The sequence below is a fragment of the Nostocoides vanveenii genome (genome assembly GCF_039531165.1).
Lineage (GTDB): Bacteria > Actinomycetota > Actinomycetes > Actinomycetales > Dermatophilaceae > Nostocoides_A > Nostocoides_A vanveenii.
On the sequence record NZ_BAAAPN010000043.1, the window covers coordinates 1 to 17,046 of the forward strand.

The 17,046-nt window shown below is 70.2% G+C and carries 17 protein-coding genes; 12 read left to right on the forward strand and 5 right to left on the reverse strand.

What is annotated here, in order from left to right; translation table 11 throughout:
* Positions 1-458: 458 nt before the first annotated feature.
* Both ABD209_RS08125 and ABD209_RS08130 read right to left on the reverse strand, forming a co-directional pair.
* Positions 459-1,826 carry a transaminase gene (locus tag ABD209_RS08125; RefSeq protein ID WP_344064579.1) on the reverse strand — a complete coding sequence of 456 codons (1,368 nt, stop codon included), beginning with the start codon at positions 1,824-1,826 and terminating at the stop codon, positions 459-461.
* A 136-nt stretch (positions 1,827-1,962) separates the two neighbouring features.
* A complete protein-coding gene (locus tag ABD209_RS08130; protein WP_344064581.1) occupies positions 1,963-2,583 on the reverse strand; it encodes an inorganic diphosphatase in 621 nt (206 codons plus the stop codon).
* A gap of 86 nt (positions 2,584-2,669) precedes the next feature.
* Here ABD209_RS08130 and ABD209_RS08135 point away from each other — a divergent pair, with 86 nt between their 5' ends.
* The 9 genes from ABD209_RS08135 (at position 2,670) to ABD209_RS08175 (ending at position 12,284) form a co-directional block, all read left to right on the forward strand.
* Positions 2,670-4,139: a D-alanyl-D-alanine carboxypeptidase/D-alanyl-D-alanine-endopeptidase gene (locus ABD209_RS08135; RefSeq protein WP_344064584.1), complete on the forward strand. Its 1,470-nt coding sequence runs from the start codon at positions 2,670-2,672 to the stop codon at positions 4,137-4,139.
* 23 nt (positions 4,140-4,162) lie between these two features.
* Positions 4,163-5,338: a zinc-dependent metalloprotease gene (locus ABD209_RS08140; protein WP_344064587.1), complete on the forward strand. Its 1,176-nt coding sequence runs from the start codon at positions 4,163-4,165 to the stop codon at positions 5,336-5,338.
* A gap of 37 nt (positions 5,339-5,375) precedes the next feature.
* A complete protein-coding gene (tilS, locus tag ABD209_RS08145; RefSeq protein ID WP_344064590.1) occupies positions 5,376-6,356 on the forward strand; it encodes a tRNA lysidine(34) synthetase TilS in 981 nt (326 codons plus the stop codon).
* 9 nt (positions 6,357-6,365) lie between these two features.
* Positions 6,366-6,917, forward strand: a complete 552-nt coding sequence (hpt, locus tag ABD209_RS08150) for a hypoxanthine phosphoribosyltransferase (protein WP_324388574.1) — start codon at positions 6,366-6,368, stop codon at positions 6,915-6,917.
* Positions 6,918-7,092: 175 nt separating this feature from the next.
* On the forward strand, positions 7,093-9,204 hold the full coding sequence (gene ftsH, locus ABD209_RS08155) for an ATP-dependent zinc metalloprotease FtsH (protein WP_344064593.1): 2,112 nt from the start codon (positions 7,093-7,095) through the stop codon (positions 9,202-9,204).
* Complete coding sequence (gene folE / locus ABD209_RS08160; RefSeq protein WP_425564620.1) at positions 9,128-9,811, forward strand: GTP cyclohydrolase I FolE; 684 nt, start codon at positions 9,128-9,130, stop codon at positions 9,809-9,811. The genes ftsH and folE overlap by 77 nt, the downstream gene beginning before the upstream one ends.
* Before the next feature lie 19 nt (positions 9,812-9,830).
* On the forward strand, positions 9,831-10,655 hold the full coding sequence (gene folP / locus ABD209_RS08165) for a dihydropteroate synthase (RefSeq protein ID WP_344064596.1): 825 nt from the start codon (positions 9,831-9,833) through the stop codon (positions 10,653-10,655).
* Positions 10,652-11,821 (forward strand): 2-amino-4-hydroxy-6-hydroxymethyldihydropteridine diphosphokinase, encoded by a 1,170-nt coding sequence (folK, locus tag ABD209_RS08170; RefSeq protein WP_344064599.1) that lies wholly within the window; start codon positions 10,652-10,654, stop codon positions 11,819-11,821. The genes folP and folK overlap by 4 nt, the downstream gene beginning before the upstream one ends.
* Complete coding sequence (locus ABD209_RS08175) at positions 11,808-12,284, forward strand: DUF3180 domain-containing protein (protein ID WP_344064602.1); 477 nt, start codon at positions 11,808-11,810, stop codon at positions 12,282-12,284. The genes folK and ABD209_RS08175 overlap by 14 nt, the downstream gene beginning before the upstream one ends.
* 382 nt (positions 12,285-12,666) lie before the next feature.
* On the opposite strand, the gene ABD209_RS08180 is transcribed toward ABD209_RS08175, so the two are convergent.
* The gene (locus ABD209_RS08180; RefSeq protein WP_344064753.1) at positions 12,667-13,770 is read right to left on the reverse strand and encodes an NADH-quinone oxidoreductase subunit D; all 1,104 of its coding nucleotides are present in this window, start codon (positions 13,768-13,770) and stop codon (positions 12,667-12,669) included.
* A 149-nt stretch (positions 13,771-13,919) separates the two neighbouring features.
* Here ABD209_RS08180 and ABD209_RS08185 point away from each other — a divergent pair, with 149 nt between their 5' ends.
* The 3 genes from ABD209_RS08185 to ABD209_RS08195 are packed head-to-tail and all read left to right on the forward strand — an operon-like array spanning position 13,920 to position 15,800.
* Positions 13,920-15,110 carry a cytochrome P450 gene (locus ABD209_RS08185; protein ID WP_344064605.1) on the forward strand — a complete coding sequence of 397 codons (1,191 nt, stop codon included), beginning with the start codon at positions 13,920-13,922 and terminating at the stop codon, positions 15,108-15,110.
* A gap of 28 nt (positions 15,111-15,138) precedes the next feature.
* A complete protein-coding gene (locus ABD209_RS08190; RefSeq protein WP_344064608.1) occupies positions 15,139-15,399 on the forward strand; it encodes a type II toxin-antitoxin system VapB family antitoxin in 261 nt (86 codons plus the stop codon).
* Entirely contained in the window at positions 15,396-15,800 is a 405-nt protein-coding gene (locus tag ABD209_RS08195; protein WP_344064611.1) for a type II toxin-antitoxin system VapC family toxin, read from the forward strand. Before ABD209_RS08190 ends, ABD209_RS08195 begins: the two co-directional genes overlap by 4 nt.
* On the opposite strand, the gene ABD209_RS08200 is transcribed toward ABD209_RS08195, so the two are convergent.
* Together ABD209_RS08200 and ABD209_RS08205 are read right to left on the reverse strand one after the other, a co-directional pair.
* Complete coding sequence (locus tag ABD209_RS08200; RefSeq protein WP_344064614.1) at positions 15,784-16,737, reverse strand: SAM-dependent methyltransferase; 954 nt, start codon at positions 16,735-16,737, stop codon at positions 15,784-15,786. The two genes, ABD209_RS08195 and ABD209_RS08200, sit on opposite strands and share 17 nt — an antisense overlap.
* Positions 16,738-16,746: 9 nt before the next feature.
* A complete protein-coding gene (locus tag ABD209_RS08205; protein WP_344064617.1) occupies positions 16,747-17,010 on the reverse strand; it encodes a hypothetical protein in 264 nt (87 codons plus the stop codon).
* Positions 17,011-17,046 lie beyond the last annotated feature (36 nt).

Consider the following 17,046-nt stretch of genomic DNA (forward strand, 5'->3'; position numbering starts at 1 on the left):
GCGGCTCCGCCCTCGGCTTCCGCAACCTCACCAACTACATCGCCCGCTCCCTACTCGAAACCGGCGGATTCAGACCACAACTACACCCTCGTTTGGGATGAGCCGATATTCAGCCAGGGACGCCAAGAAAGCGTCCCAACGCTCATCTCCGGTCGGCTGCGGTTGATCGGCCAAAAGGGCGAGGCGGTCGCCCACCGGCTCCCACGCAAACTCCTCGAGAAACTCGGCTACCAGCCGCCACCTCAGCGCATCGTCCGGCGCTTCGGCAAGGTGACCCGACAATTGCGCCAGGCGCATCGGTCGGTAGGCCATCACGCCGCGACCGTCCGCTTCCGTATAGCCGATCCTTCGGCTGGCCGCGGCGGGGGCTTCGGGACGACGTCGCCCCCCGACCTGTCCGGCGCGCCGCCTGACTCCCTTAAGCGCGGAGGGCGGTGACTAAGCGCGGAGGGCGGTGACTAAGCGCGGAGGGCGGCGACGACCTCGCGGAAGACCTCGGTGTGGCGCTCGACGTCGGCCGCGTCAGTGTCGGGGCACATCAGCGCCATATTGTGGAAGGGCGTCATCAGGATGCCGCGGTTGCACATCGCCAAGTGCATATAGGCGTCGAGTTCGTCGTCGGCCGCCGCCGCCGACTCCTCGCCGGTGCGCGGGGCGGGGGAGGTGAAGCGGTATTCGGCGCGGGCGCCGAGTTGCGCGATCGACCAGGGCAGCTCGAACTCGTCGATGGCGGCCTGCACCCCCGCGCTGAAGACTGTCGCGAGGTCGATCATCCCCTCGAAGGCTTCCGGGGTGAGCACCTCACCGAGGGTTGCCCGCATCGCCGCGAGCGAGAGCGCATTGCCGGCGAGCGTGCCGCCGACCCCGCCGACGTCGACGATGTCGGCGTCACCTGCGTCCGTATGCCGCGTCACCGCCGCCGCGACCGCCTCGCTGAGTCCGTAGGTGCCGCAAGGGATTCCGCCGCCGATCGACTTGCCGATCACGAAGATGTCCGGCTCCAGCCCCCAGGCGCGCGTCGCTCCACCCCAGCCCGTCGAGAAGGTGTGCGTCTCGTCGATCATCAGCAGCGCGCCATACCGCGTTGCCAGCGTGCGCAGGCCCTCCATGAACCCGGGCTCAGGCAGCACGATGCCGATATTGGTCAGCGCCGGCTCGGTGAGGATGGCCGCGACATCGCCGTGCGCGAGCGCGGTCTCGACCGAGGCGAGGTCGTTCCAGACGGCGGCCCGGGTGGTCAGTCCGACCGGGACCGGCGGGGCGACGTTGCCCGGGCGCGAGATGGTGGTTCCGTCAGGGCCGGCGAGCGCAAAGGCCTCATCGACCGACCCGTGATAGCTGTAGCCGAAGACCAGCACCTTGGGCCGTCCGGTGGCCAAGCGCGCCAGCCGAATCGCCCAGCGGTTGGCATCGGTGGCCGAGAGCGTGAAGCTCCACAGCGGCATACCGAAGCGGGCGGTCAACTCCGCGCCGACCCACTGGGCGTCGGCAGTGGGCAGCATCGTCGTCAGGCCACCACGATCGCCGGCCCGGCCGGCGACGGCCTTGCGGGTGGGCTCGGGGGAGTGGCCGGCCATGGCGCCGGTGTCGCCGAGGGCGAAATCGGCATACGTATGCCCGTCCACGTCGGTGATGCGCGCGCCGCGCGCGTGATCGAGATAGAGCGGGAAGCCGCCGGACCACACATTCATCCAGGTCATCGGCACGTGCCCGAAAAGGTTGGTCGCCTCCTCGTAGAGCGCGCGCGAGCGGGGGTTGGCGGCGGCATACGTGCCCTGCTCCGCGGCGAGGAGGCCGGCGAGGCGAGCGCGATCAACGGCGATCATGGCGGCCAGCGTAGGGGGCGGACGAACGCATGCCCAGCGGCGGGGTGGGCCCGGACAGGGCAAGCGAAAGGCGGGTCGCGCACGGGCTGATGTCTAGACATCAGCCCGTGCGCGACCCGCCACGACAGGGTGCGGGTCAGCGTGAGTCGCTGAGCGGCTTGTCCTTCGTTGCCGGCTCCTTGATCTGCCCGGCCGACTGCGCTTGAGAGGGTCCGGCGGGCGCAGCATGCGAGCGGGACTCGTGGGTCGGCATCCGCCAGCGGGCGGTCGTCATACCGGCGGCCTGCGCACGGGCGAGGGCCTCGTTGACCGTCTGCTCGGCCTCCTCTCGACCGGTCCAGTGAGCGCCTTCGACGGACTTGCCGGGCTCGAGGTCCTTGTAGGTCTCGAAGAAGTGCTGGATCTCGAGGATGTCGAACTTGCTGACGTCCTCCAGATCGCGGATGTGGTTTTTGCGGAGGTCACCCGCGGGGACGCACAGGAGCTTGTCGTCGCCGCCGGCCTCGTCCTTCATCCGGAACATCCCGATCGGCCGGGCGCGAACCAGGCAGCCGGGCCAGGTCGGCTCGTCCAGGAGCACCAGCGCGTCCAGGGGGTCGCCGTCCTCACCGAGCGAGTCCTCGACATAGCCGTAGTCGGCCGGGTAGGCCATGGACGTGAACAGCAGGCGGTCCAGCCGGATGCGGCCGGTCTCGTGGTCCACTTCGTACTTGTTGCGGGCACCCTTGGGGATCTCCACGGTGACGTCGAACTCCACGTTCCGGCTCCTTCGCGTTCGATGACCTAATCTCGACCGGCACAGTCTTCCGCACGAGGCGCGTTTTTGCGCAAGGGGGTTCGCGCGTGGGCAAGCGTCTCGCTGTGACCCTCGCCAGTCTCGCACTGGTGGGCGGGTATGCCGCCGCCGACATCTATGACGTGGCCCCCGGCATCCTGACGCGCACGACCGTCACGCCGCTGCCCGCGCCCCCCGCGTCGGGCGGGCCGAGCCCGACGTTCGTCCCTCTCCCGACCGCCGGTGCGGCGACCGTGCTGTCCGAGCCGCCGCCGGACGCGCCGGAGCCGAAGGCCGCTGCGCTCGCCGAGCGTCTGACGACGGCGCTGGCCGACCCTGCGCTCGGTCCGTCCGTCGGCGTCAGTGTCCGCGATGCCGTCACCGGCACCGAGCTGTATGCCCGCGACACCGCCACCGCGCGCGTGGTCGCCTCGACCCAGAAGATCCTGACCGCGGCGGCCGTGACCCAGGTGCTCGATCCGACGCAGGTGATGACCACCAAGGTGGTCTCGCCCGAGCCCGGGGAGTTGGTACTCGTCGCGGGGGGCGACACTCTGCTGGCTCGGGGCGCGGGCGATCCCGAGGTCACCGCTGGCCACGCGGGACTGGGCGACCTGGCCGCCCAGGTCGCCGCCCGGATCGCGAGGTCCGGAGCCCGCTCCTGGAGGCTTCGCCTCGACAACACGTATGCCGCGGGCCCCGGCTACCCCGACACCCCCGCCTACCCCACCGGCTGGAACCCCGCCGACGTCGCGGCCGGCTACACCCAGAGCGTCGCAATGCTCGGCTTCGCCGACCAGCGGCCCAAGCCGGGCAAACCGTCGCCGAGCGATCCGGCTGGCGCAGTGCTCGCGGCGTTCGCCGACATGGTGCGCGCCGCGCTGGCGGAGGCCGGGTCCGAGGTCGAGGTCACGGTGAGCGATACGCCGAAGCTTCGGGCGACACCGGTGCCGGCGGCCGCCACCGAACTCGGCGCGGTCGAATCGGCTCCCTATCGCGATGTGCTCGCCGAAGCGCTCGACGAGAGCGACAACGCGCTGACCGAGAACCTCGCCCGCCAGGCGGCCGTGCGGGCCGGTGAGGACGGCAGCTTCAGCGGGAATGCCGCCTTCGTCACCGCGCAACTGCGCACGCTGGGCTTCGACCTGACGGGGACCACCCTCACCGACACGTCCGGGCTGGCTCGGGGGCAGCACAGCACGGTCGCTCTGCTCTCGGCTGTCACCGCGAAGGCCGTGGCCGGCGGCCTGCCCGGGCTCGACGATGCCCTGGGCCGGCTGCCCGTTGCCGGTCTGGACGGCACTCTCTATGACCGCTTCCGCACCGAACCCGCGTCGCAGGCGGCCGGACTGGCGCGGGCCAAGACCGGCACGCTGACCGGCATTTCGGGGCTCCTGGGCACTACGGTCGATGCGGACGACCGGCAATTGATCTTTGTCATCGTGGCCGACCAGGTCCCGCCGAGCATGGGAACGTTGGCGGCCCGGGCGGCGTTGGACCGGTTCGTCGCCGCGCTCACGGCCTGTGGGTGCGGCTAACGCCCGAAAGGACGGCCGCGCCCGTGACCCACGACCCCTCGGACCTGCCCCCTGAACCGCAGGAGGGGCCGAGTGCCACGCCCCCGCGGGACGCCCTCGCCTCCTCGGCTGATCCGAATGATCAGGGCCTAGGTGGCGCCGGGGGATCGGCTCAGGCCCCGGCCTTCGTCGACTGGGAGTTCGCCAAGGCAACCGGGCGCCGGTTGACCCCGGCCGGCCCCGAGGTCAGCCCAGCTGAAGCCCAGGAGATCGTTGCGGCCATCCGGGCCGCCGCTGCGCGCGCGCAGGAGCCCGTCGCCGAGACCTCACGGATGCACGCGCCGGGCCAGGCCCCGCCCGCACTGGTCGTCGACCGGCCCACGTGGATCGCGCTCAACCTCGACTCGATGGCCGCCCTGATGAGCCCGGTCTTCGAGAAGGTCGCGGCCGACCGGCGTCTCCCGGCCACCGGGGCCGGCATGAGCGTGGGCAGCAAGATCACCGGCGCCGAGGCCGGCGCCCTGCTCGCGTTCATGGCGAACAAGATCCTCGGGCAGTACGACCTGGCCCCCCAGGGCACGCCCCGCCTCCTGCTCGTCGCGCCGAACCTCGTTGCCGTGCAGCGCGAACTGCAGGTCGATGCCGCGGACTTCCGGGCGTGGGTCTGCATGCACGAGGAGACCCACCGCGTGCAGTTCACCGCCGTCCCGTGGCTGCGGGCGCACCTGATCGAGCGTGCGACCAGCCTCGCCGGCGATATGACCCCGACCCCGAGCGAACTCGCGGCCCGGCTGCGGGAGGTCGTCGGACGGCTGCCCGACGCCCTCGGCAGCGGGGGCGGCGGCCTGGCCGATCTGTTCGCGACCCCGGAGCAGCGCGCCAAGATCGCCGAGGTCACGGCGATCATGAGCCTGCTCGAAGGCCACGCCGATGTCGTGATGGACGACGTCGGCCCCAAGGTCATCCCGACCGTGGCCGAGATCCGCGGCAAGTTCACCGAGCGCCGCAAGGGCGTCGGCGCCGCCGACCGCCTGCTGCGCCGACTGCTCGGGCTGGAGGCCAAGATGGCCCAGTACAAGGACGGCGCGGGCTTCGTGCGCGGCGTCACCGACGAGGTCGGCGTCGATGGTTTCAACGCGGTCTGGTCCTCGCCCGAAACCTTGCCCAAGCCCGCCGAGATCCACGACCCCGCGGCCTGGGTTCGCCGGGTCCACGGCTGACTCGCCGGCACCGAAGTATCGAGCGGACGCCAGAGAGATGGGCGGCGAACCGGCGTCGATGGCCTGTCGGCGGGCCGTCCGCGCCGAGCTCGCCGACCTCGCCCCGGGCACTCTCGTCCTCGCCGCGTGCTCGGGCGGCGCCGACTCCCTGGCCCTCGCTGCGGCCCTGGCGTGGGTCGCGCCGCGCGCCGGCCTGCGCGCTGGTGCCGTGTGCGTCGATCACCGTCTGCAGGAAGACTCGGCCGCAGTGGCGGGGCGGGCCGCGGCCACCTGCCGGGAGTTGGGTCTGGATCCGGTTCATGTCGTCAGCGTGACAGTGGCCACCGACAGCCCCTCCGGGCTTGAGGCCGCGGCGCGCACGGCGCGTCATACGGCGCTCACCGCGACCGCCGCGGACCTCGGCCGGGCCGTGGTCGTCCTGCTCGGGCATACGGCCGATGACCAGGCCGAACAAGTGCTCCTCGGGCTCACCCGCGGCTCCGGTGCCCGATCGCTCGCCGGCATGCCTCGCCGTCGGGACTGCTTCCGGCGCCCCTTGCTCGACCTCGACCGCACCACCACCGAAGCGTCCTGCGACGAACTCGGCCTGACACCCTGGCGCGACCCGCACAACGACGAACCCGCCTACCTGCGCGTCCGCGCCCGTGCGGCGCTGGCCGACCTGACCCGCGATCTCGGGCCGGGGGTGCGCGCGGGTCTGCTGCGCACGGCCGAGCTGGCCCGCGCGGACGCGGACTTCCTGGAGGGGGAGGCGCAGCGGCATACGGCACGATTGGGCACCCCGCCATGGGCGGTTGCCGATCTGGAAAAGCTCCCGCAGGCCCTGCGCGGGCGGGTCTGGCGAGCCGCCCTCCTCGCCGCGGGCGCACCGCCGACCGATCTGACTCGCGACCACGTCCGCGAATGCGACCGGCTCCTCACCCACTGGCATGGGCAAGGCCCGATCACCGTCCCGGGGCGGGTGTGGGTCCGGCGCTCCCAGGGGCTGATCCACGTCGATGCCGATCCTTACGGTTAGATAACAGGCGTGGACGCTGCGGACATGGGTGCCGACCTCGAGAAGGTCCTGATCACCGAGGAAGAGATCCAGGCCCGCCTGGCCGAGCTGGCAACCGAGATCTGGGAGAACTACGCGGGCGAGCCCTTCCTGCTCGTCGGCATCCTCAAGGGCGCCGTGCTGGTGATGGCCGACCTCATGCGCGCCATCCCCGGCAGCGTCCCAATGGACTGGATGGCGGTCTCCTCCTATGGCTCCGGCACCAAGTCCTCCGGGGTCGTGCGCATCCTGAAGGATCTCGACACCGACATCACCGGGCGGCACGTCGTGATCGTCGAGGACATCATCGACTCCGGCCTGACCTTGTCGTGGATCCGCGCGAACCTGGAGTCCCGCGGCCCGAAGTCGGTCGAGATCTGCACCCTGCTGCGCAAACCCGATGCGGCCAAGGTCGCCATCGACTGCCGGTGGGTGGGCTTCGACATCCCCAACGACTTCGTCGTCGGCTACGGGCTCGATTTCGCCGAGGCCTACCGCAACCTGCGCGTCGTCGGCACCCTCGCCCCGCACGTCTACTCCTGAGGCCTCATTCGCCGGCTGCGGAACACGCCCGCGCGGTCGTGCGTTTGCCTGCGTGGACGTGAACGCGCCGGGTGTCTGTAGGTCCGGGTAGTGTCGTCCTCCGATCGACCCCGTTCCCGGTCGGCCTCACCCGAGGCCGCCCGACACCGCAAGGAGCAGGCCACAGGGCCCCACGATGTCCACGAATGCCAAGCGAATCGTCCGCAACCCGCTGTTGTGGGTCCTTGCCATGTTCACGCTCATGGTCGTCCTGTTCTCCTTCAATGGAGACGGCGGGTATGCCCGCATCGACACCTCGGCGGCTGCGCAGCTGATCTCCAACAAACAGGTCGAGTCGGCCAAGTTCACCAGCGACAACGTCCTCGACCTGACGTTGAAGTCGGGCCAGACCTACACTGGTGAGGGCGTCAAGGACGCCACCAAGGTCCGCACCGAGTTCATCGATGCGCGCGCCGACGAGTTGGTGACCCTCGTCAATGAGAACGTCCCCACGGCATACAACGATGCGATCGAGCACCCCAGTCTCCTGGGCTCGCTGCTCGTCTCGATCCTGCCGCTGATCATCCTGGTCGGCCTGTTCTGGTTCCTGATGAGCCAGATGCAAGGCGGCGGGTCGCGGGTGATGCAGTTCGGCAAGTCGCGGGCCAAGCTCGCCTCCAAGGACACCCCGAAGGTCACCTTCGCCGATGTCGCGGGCGCCGACGAGGCCGTCGAAGAGTTGCAGGAGATCAAGGAGTTCCTCGCGGAGCCGGCGAAATTCCTCGCGGTCGGGGCCAAGATCCCCAAGGGCGTGCTGCTCTACGGCCCGCCCGGCACCGGTAAGACCCTGCTCGCACGGGCCGTCGCCGGTGAGGCGGGCGTGCCCTTCTACTCCATCTCGGGGTCCGACTTCGTCGAGATGTTCGTCGGTGTCGGTGCTTCTCGCGTGCGTGACCTGTTCGAGCAGGCCAAGGCCAATGCCCCGGCGATCGTCTTCGTCGACGAGATCGACGCGGTCGGCCGGCACCGCGGTGCCGGTCTCGGCGGTGGCCATGACGAGCGCGAGCAGACGCTCAACCAGCTCCTGGTCGAGATGGACGGCTTCGACGTCAAGACCAATGTCATCCTCATCGCCGCGACCAACCGGCCCGACATCCTCGACCCCGCGCTGCTTCGACCGGGCCGCTTCGACCGGCAGATCGCGGTCGAGGCCCCGGACATGATCGGCCGCCACCGCATCCTGGAGGTGCACGCCCAGGGCAAACCGATGGCTCCCGGCGTTGACCTGCTCGCCGTGGCCCGGCGCACGCCCGGCTTCACCGGTGCCGATCTGGCCAATGTCTTGAACGAGGCGGCGCTGCTGACAGCGCGCAGTTCGGGCCACCTGATCACCGACGCCACGCTCGATGAGGCCATTGACCGAGTGATGGCCGGCCCGCAGAAGCGCACCCGGATCATGAGTGCCAAGGAGCGCAAGATCACCGCCTATCACGAGGGCGGGCACGCGCTCGTCGCCGCGGCGATGAATCACACTGACCCGGTCAACAAGATCACGATCCTGCCGCGTGGCCGTGCGCTGGGCTACACGATGGTGCTGCCGAGCGACGACAAGTACTCCACGACGCGCAACGAGATCCTCGACCAGCTGGCGTATGCCTTGGGTGGCCGGGTCGCCGAGGAAATCATCTTCCACGACCCCACCACGGGTGCCGCGAACGACATCGAGAAGGCCACGGCGATGGCCCGCAAGATGGTCACCGAATACGGCATGTCCGAGCGGGTCGGCGCGATCAAGCTCGGCCAGAGCCAGGGGGAGGTCTTCCTCGGGCGCGACTACGGCCACCAGCGCGACTACTCCGAGCACGTCGCTGGGATCGTCGACGAGGAGGTCCGCCGCCTGATCGAGTCGGCCCACGATGAGGCCTGGCACGCGCTCAACGACAACCGCGATGTCCTCGACCGCCTCGTCCTGGAGTTGCTCGAGCGCGAGACACTAAACGCCAAGGACATCGCCGCGATCTTTCACGACGTGCGCAAGCGGCCGGTCCGGCCGACCTGGCTCTCCTCGGAGCACCGCCTCATCTCGGACAAGCCCCCGGTCCTGACGCCTGCCGAGCAAGCGGCGCTCAACGGCTCGGGCGCCCCCGTGGGTGCAGTCGCCAGTCCGGGGAACCGGGCGACCGAGCGGGCCATCGACGCGGCCGCGGCCGTCGGCGCCTCGCCGTATGCCGATGACAAGCCGCCCGCACAGATCGTCGAAACCCCCGAGGGCCAGCCGGTCGACCCCCGGGCCGGCGACCCCTACTGAGCCTGCAGAAAGGGCGCCCGTGAGCGAGTCAGCCGTGAGCGGCTTCGACCAGGCCCGGATCGAGGCCGCCGTCCGCGAGATCCTCGCGGCCATCGGTGAGGATCCCGACCGTGACGGCCTGATCGAAACGCCGGCACGAGTCGCGCGCGCGTATGCCGAGGCGTTCGCCGGTCTCCACCAGCACGCCGGCGATGTGCTCGCCAAGAAGTTCGAGGTCGATCACGACGAGTTGGTGATCGTCCGCGATATCGCTCTCTACAGCACCTGCGAGCACCACTTGCTGCCCTTTCACGGCGTCGCGCACATCGGCTACCTCCCCAGCGGCGGCCAGGTCACCGGCCTGTCCAAACTCGCGCGCCTCGTCGACGTCTATGCCCGGCGTCCGCAGGTCCAGGAGCGTTTGACCAGCCAGATTGCCGACGCCCTCGTGGAGCACCTGAGCGTGATGGGCTGCATCGTGGTCGTCGAGGCGGAGCACCTGTGCATGTCGATGCGCGGGGTGCGCAAGCCCGGCGCGCAGACCATCACCTCCGCCGTGCGCGGCAGCCTCCGGCACCCTGCCACGCGCGCCGAAGCCATGTCGTTGCTGCTCGGCGGGGCGCGGTGATCCGTCCGGGCGGGGCACCTTGAGCGGCCCGGTGCTGGTGGGCGTCGTCAATGTCACCCCCGACTCGTTCTCCGATGGTGGGGCGTGGTTCGACGCGGATGCCGCCGTCGAGCACGGCCGCGAGCTGATGGCTGCGGGAGCCGACGTCGTGGATGTCGGGGGGGAGTCCACCCGACCTGGTGCCCTGCGTCCGGACCTCGATGAGGAGTTGCGCCGGACCATCCCGGTCGTCGCGGCGCTCGCGACGTCCGGTGCGATGGTTTCGATCGATACCATGCGCGCCGAGGTCGCCCAGGCGGCGATCGCTGCGGGCGCGCGGATCGTCAACGACGTCTCAGGTGCCTTGGCCGACCCAGGGATGGCGTCCGTCGTCGCTGACGCGGGCGTCGACTTCGTCGCCATGCACTGGCGCGGACACTCCGCGACCATGCAGGCGCGTGCCCATTACGACGATGTCATGGCGGACGTATGCCGTGAGCTCACCACCCGCATCGACGCCCTGACCTCCCAGGGTGTGCGCCCGGAGCAGATCATCCTCGACCCGGGTCTCGGCTTTGCCAAGCTGCCCGAGCACAACTGGGCCCTGCTGCGCGGTCTCCCGGAGATCATGGCGCTCGGGCACCGGGTGCTGGTTGGCACATCCCGCAAGCGCTTTCTCGGCCTGGTCGGCCGGAGCGAGGAGACGATCCGCGGTGCCGATGAGCGCGAGGTGGCCACCGCCGTCACCTCGGCCTACGCCGCCGAGGCGGGTGTGTGGGGGATCCGCGTGCACGACATCACGGCCACGCGCGACGCGCTCGACGTGGCGACCGCCTGGGGGAAGCTGCCCGGGGGTGGGGAGTGACGGCATACGGCCCGGAGCGGGACGCGATCACGCTGACGGGGCTGCGCGGCAAGGGTTTTCACGGTGTCTTCGACTTCGAGAAGGCGACCGGCCAAGAGTTCGTCGTCGACATCGTGCTGCACGCCGACCTGCGGGCAGCGGGCGCCAGCGACGATCTGGCGGACACGGTCAACTACGGCGTCGTCGCGGATCTGGCCATGGCCCGGCTGACCGGGCCGAGCTTCGATCTGATCGAAGCGCTCGCCGAGGCGATCGCTTCGGATGTCCTCGCCCTGGGCGAGCTCGTCGCGGTGGATGTCACCGTGCACAAGCCGACCGCGCCGATCGCGCACGCCTTCGCCGATGTCAGCGTGACGATCCGGCGGCGTCGGACGGCCGAATTCGTCGTCGCGCTGGGGAGCAACCTAGGTGACCGGGTCGCGACCCTGGGCGCCGCTGTCGAGGAACTTCGGGCCGCCCCGGGCGTGCGCGTTGATGCGGTCTCCCAGCTCGTCGAGACCGACCCGGTGGGTGGCCCGGAGCAGGCCGACTACCTCAACGCCGCGCTCGTCGGGCACACCGAGTTGACCCCCCCCGACCTGCTGGCCGCGCTGCACCGGATCGAGGCGCGACACGGCCGCGTGCGCGCGGTGCGCTGGGGTGAGCGCACGCTCGACCTGGACTTGATCCAGTACGGCACGCCGGGCGGCCCCGACGAGGTCAGCAGTGACGACCCGGCGCTCCTCCTGCCCCACCCGCGGGCGAATGAGCGCGCCTTCGTCCTCGTGACGTGGTCGGATGCCGACCCGAGCGCGCGCGTGCGGGTCGGTGAGCGCGTCGTTGGCGTCGCCGAGCGCCTGGCCAAACTCGACCGCACCGGCGTGCGGCCCGGCCCGCCCTGGCCGGGTGGCGACTCGGCCGCGGCCGCGGGCAACAGCGCCGGGGCCAGCGGTGACCAGGCGACCGGCGGTGACCACGCGGACGCCGATACCCCGCCGGCAACCGGTGACCACGCGGCAGCCGGTGACCCGTCGGTCGCCGGTGACCACGCGGCAGCCGGTGACCCTTCGCTCGCCGGTGACCACGCGGCAGCCGGTGACCACGCGGCCGCCGGTGACCACGCGGCCGCCGGTGACCACGCGGCCGCCGGCAACCCCGCGGCGGGAGGCGCGCATGGGGACCGGTAATCGCGGACTGTCCTGGCGGGTGCCTGTGCTGGTCACACTCGTGGTCGGCGTGATTTCGGCGCTGCTGACGCACCGGCTGATGGCAGGGGGCACCTTTCCGCCCGCGGTGCCGACGCTCGCGCTCGTGCTGCTCGGAGGCGTCGGCCTGCTCGTGCTGTGGTTCGGTTGGGCGGTTCGCGGCTATCTGCGCGGTCGCAAGGCGAACCTCGACCCGATGCGCGCCGCCCGCACCCTCGCACTCGCCCAGGCTGCCGCCCTCACCGGAGCCGCTCTCGTCGGCCTCTACGCCGGGAACGCGCTCGGGCTGCTGCCGGACTGGGATCTCACGATTTCGGAACGCCTGCTGTGGAGCTATCTCGGCGGCACGCTCGCCGGCGGCTATCTCGTCGTGTGCGGTCTCCTTTCCCAGCACTGGTGCCGCATCCCACCGCGGGAGAACGGCGGCGCCGGCGAGGCGGCGTGACCAGGCGCGCCTGATCTTCGCGCGGGCGGAGCACCGCGCATCCGACGCGCTCTTGATTGGCGTCGATCACCAGCCAATGCAGGAGACGCAGATGCGTCACGTCACGACCTCAGTCCTCCTGGCCCTGAGCCTGGCCAGCCTCACCATCGCCACCCAAGGGCCGGCAGGTATCCAGGACCTCGCGAGGACGTCAATGGCGGTGGCCTGATTCGTTGCGACGCCACGGGAGCGGAGAAGACCCTCGGCGTCGGCTACCACCTCGTCATGTCCGCCGACGGCGAGATGGTCGCCTTCCCGGACGGACCGCAGTTCAAACTGTGGAATGTGACCACGGGCGCGGTGGCGCTGCTCAGCCGCACCACCGGCTGACCGGCGGCACTGGCTACTTGTCGACGTCGCCGACGACGAAGAACATCGAGCCCAGGATGCTGACCATGTCGGCGACCAGACACCCGGGCAGCAACCGCGAGAGCACCTGGACATTGTTGAAGGATGCCGAGCGCAACTTCAGGCGGTGCGGGGTCTTCTCGCCGCGCGAGACCAGGTAGTAGCCGTTGAAGCCCAAGGGGTTCTCGGTGGCGGTGTAGAGATCGCCCTCGGGCACCTTGAGCACCTTGGGCAGTTTGACGTTGACCGGGCCCTGGGGCAGGGCGGCGAGCTTCTCGACGCACGCCTGCGCGAGGTCGAGGCTGACCTCGACCTGCTCATAGAGCACCTCGAGGCGGGCCAGGGCGTCGCCCGCTTTGCGCGTGACGACGCGGCCGGGGCCGCCAGGGGTGAACAACTCGGCATACGCCAAGTAGGGCGCGTCGCGCCGCAGGTCGATGTCGATGCCGCTCGCCCGCGCAATCGGGCCAGAGACCCCGTATGCCGCACCCACGTCCGCGCTCAGCACGCCGACGCCGCGGGTGCGGGCATTGACGATCTCGTTGCCAAGGATCAGCGAGGCGATATCCGGCAGGCGCCGGCGGACGACGGCGATGGCGTCGGCCACCCGGTCGAGCCACCCCGACGGCAGGTCCTCCTTTAGGCCCCCGACGCGGTTGAACATGTAGTGCATGCGGCCACCCGAGGCCTCTTCGAGGACGGCCTGGATCTCCTCCCGCTCACGGAAGGCGTAGAAGACCGGCGTGATCGCGCCCAGTTCCAGCGGATAGGACCCGAGGAACATCAGGTGGTTGAGCACGCGGTTGAGTTCGGCGAGGAGGGTGCGCGCCCAGACCGCGCGGACCGGCACCTCCATTCCGAGCATCTCCTCGACGCCGAGCACGACGCCGAGTTCGTTGCTGAAGGCGCTCAGCCAGTCATGCCGGTTGGCGAGCACGACGATCTGGCGATAGTCGCGCACCTCGAAGAGCTTCTCGGCGCCCCGGTGCATATAGCCGATGATCGGGTCGGCGCTGACGATGCGTTCGCCGTCGAGGACGATCTTCAGGCGCAGGACGCCGTGGGTGGCCGGATGCTGGGGCCCGATATTGAGGACCATGTCGGCGGTGGTGAGCCCGCCGGCTCCGACACCGACGGTCAGTTCGGTGGGCGTCGACGTGGTCACCTGCTCATGCTAGGCGGCGCACGCCGCGCGTGGTCCGGGCGGCCGGAGGCGGCGGGACCCGCGGGCCTGGCAAGGTAGGCGCCATGCCTGGATTCGACGCCGCGACCGTCCTCGACCTCAGCGACCCGGCCACCCTCGCCGATCCGTATGCCGGCTTCGCCGCCGCCCGTGCGCAGGCGCCGGTCGCGTGGCACTCCGGCTTGGGGATGTATATCGCAACCTCGCACGCGGCGTGCTCCGCCCTGCTCCGGGATCGCCGCCTGGGCCGGATCTTCCGCGATCGCGAGCCGGTGGCCGACTGGGACACCTTCAACTGGTTGCATGCGGATTCGATCCTCGACTGCGAGCCGCCTAAGCACACCCGCTTGCGGCGGCTGGTGGCCGGAGCATTCGGCCGCGGGCATGTGCAGCGATTGCAGCCGCGCATCGAGGAGTTGTCGCGGCAGCTGCTCGACGAGGTCGGTGGTGTCGAGGAGTTCGATGTCATCGCCGGGCTGGCCGAGCCCCTGCCGGTCATGGTGATCGCCGATTTGCTGGGCTTCCCCAACACCGATCTGCACTTGCTGCGCCCGTGGAGCCAAGCCATCGTGAAGATGTACGAGCCCGACCGCTCCCCGGCCGACGACGCGCGTGCGCAGCAGGCATGTGGTGAGTTCGCGGCATACGTGCGGGAGTTGGCGGCCCACCGGGCGGCGCATCCGGGGGAGGATCTGCTGACCGATCTGGTGCAGGTGCGCGACGGCAGCGACAAGCTGAGCGAGCGCGAGCTGATCGCGACCGCGGTGCTGCTGCTCAACGCCGGGCACGAGGCGAGCGTCAACGGTTTCGGCAACGGGCTGCACTCGTGGCTGGCGGCCGGACAGCCGCCCATCGACGCCGCCGACCCGGCTGCGGTCGAGCGGCTGGTCGAGGAATTTCTGCGGCACGACAGCCCGTCGCAGCTCTTTGACCGGACGGCGACCGAGCCCGTCGACCTGCTCGGGGTGCATATCGAGCCAGGGGAAAAGATTGCGGCGCTGCTCGGGGCGGCGAATCGTGACCCGGCAGTTTTCGCTGAGCCCGAACGGTTCGACCCGGCGCGCGAGCCCAACAACCACCTGGCTTTCGGCCTCGGGATCCACTTCTGCATCGGCGCCCCGCTGGCCCGGCTGGAGATGCAGACCTCGGTGCGCGAGTTGCTGGCGCGTCACCCCCGGCTGCGGGTGGTCGAGGCCGAGCGTCGCCCGACCTTCGTGCTGCGCGGTTTCGAGCGGCTGATCATCGCGTCTTACTGACTTCAGTAGTGACAGCTAGCATTACTGCATGACCATCACGATCAAGAACGACGAGGTCGAGCGCAAGGTGCGTGAACTCGCCCTGCGTACCGGTCAGACCCTCACCGGTGCCATCGCGTCTGCTGTGGCTCGCGAACTGGCTGCCACGCCCAGGACGCACGAGACGCGCCAAGAGCGCTATGACCGGCTTCGTCGGTTGAGCCAAGAAACGGGCCGCTACATTCGCGAGCGCAACCTGCGTTTCCTGACCGACGACGATCTCTACGACGAGCTCGGCTTGCCCAAATGATTGTGGATGCCTCGGCGATCATCGCCGTCCTGAGAGATGAGGCTGATGCGCCTCAGCTGACATCGGCCCTCGTTGGCGCGCAGAGCTTGCTGTTCTCCGCGGCAAGCTATCTCGAAGCAGGGATCGTGATCGACAGTCCGCGCGACCCCACGCTCTCGCGTCGGCTCGATGAACTGCTCGAGGATTTCGACATCACCGTCGTGCCGGTCACGCCCGAGCAGGCCCGCATCGCGCGGGACGCCTATCGCGACTTCGGTCGCGGGTCAGGGCATCCGGCGCGGCTGACTTTCGGCGACTGCTTCAGCTATGCGCTGGCCAGCGAGCGGCGCGAGCCGCTGCTCTTCAAGGGCGACGATTTCGGTCACACCGACGTGCGGTCGGCGCTCACGGCACCCGACTGATCGCCCACCAGAAATCGCCGAGGCCAGGGCCGCGAAGAGCGCTGATCGCGGAATTGCGTTCCAGCGCAGCGAGATAGCCGCGTGGATCGCTCCGCGCCTGCTCGTATGACGCCCGCTCGCCCACCAGCCCTAGCTCGCCGAGTGCGTCGCGCTGGGTGATCAGACGGTCCGCGCCAAGCGCGTCCATCGCGACGTGCGCGGTCAGATCACAGGTCGCGTCGGGGACCGGGCTGACCTGGTGGCCGGCGCGATAGCCGGTCAGCGTGCCACCCGCCGGCCGGTCGGCGCGCAGGTGGCCGTAGTCGATCGCGACGACCAGCGAGCCCGGGGCGCAGGCGGCGAGCAGGCGGGCATACGCCTCGTCGCGTGAGCGGCCGATCTCGATCCGCTCGCCGCGCACCCATCGGTCGACGCCGCGGCGGGCGGGCCACCAGCGCGACGCCCAGGCACGGTCGCCTGCGGACACCGCCGACCCGAGCGACTCCCTTCCGGCACCGTCGACGAGCACCTCCCGCACTCGGCCGGAGGCATCCGCTTCGGCGACCAGGCAGGGCACGACGTCCAGCCACTCATTCGCGATAACGAGCGCCGTCCCGAGGTCGTGCAGGTCGGGAATATCGGACCCTCCATCGGAACGACGCCACTCCACGGGCTGCGGAAGCCCTTGTGGTGCCACGACATCCACGCCGAGCAATCGCACATCAGCGGCAACCGGCGATGCCGCCAGGAACCCGAGCAACTCGCCCCGGCCGCTGCCGACATCGACGATCGTCGCGAGTCCCTCCCGCTCGGCCAGGCGTCCGATCGCGGAGGCGAAGACGACGCCAAGGGCGCCGTGACAGGACGTCGTGAAGTGACCGGCCGGACCGGAGGCGTCACGATAGAAGCCGCCCTCGGCATACAGGGCGTGCTGCCACGCCGTCGCCCAGGGGATCACCGGGTGAGGCTACGGCCGGGTGGGGTCCGCGTCATACTCGCCGATCGCATAGCGCAAGCGCTGGCCGATGTCCTCGAGGATGGCGGCGACCGAGTCCAGCCGGGCCGGCTCGTGCGGGTCGAGCAGCCCGACCGAGCGGCAGCGAGCGCCGAGGGTCTCGATGGCGGGGCCGGACATCGCCCCGCCACGCAGTTCTGCTTCGAATCGCCCCAGCACGGCGATCAGGACCAGGGCATCGCTGGTCAGGATGGGATTGGGCGTCGCCTCGGACATCGCAGTCCACCTCTCTCACGTGAGGCTGGCTTCCAG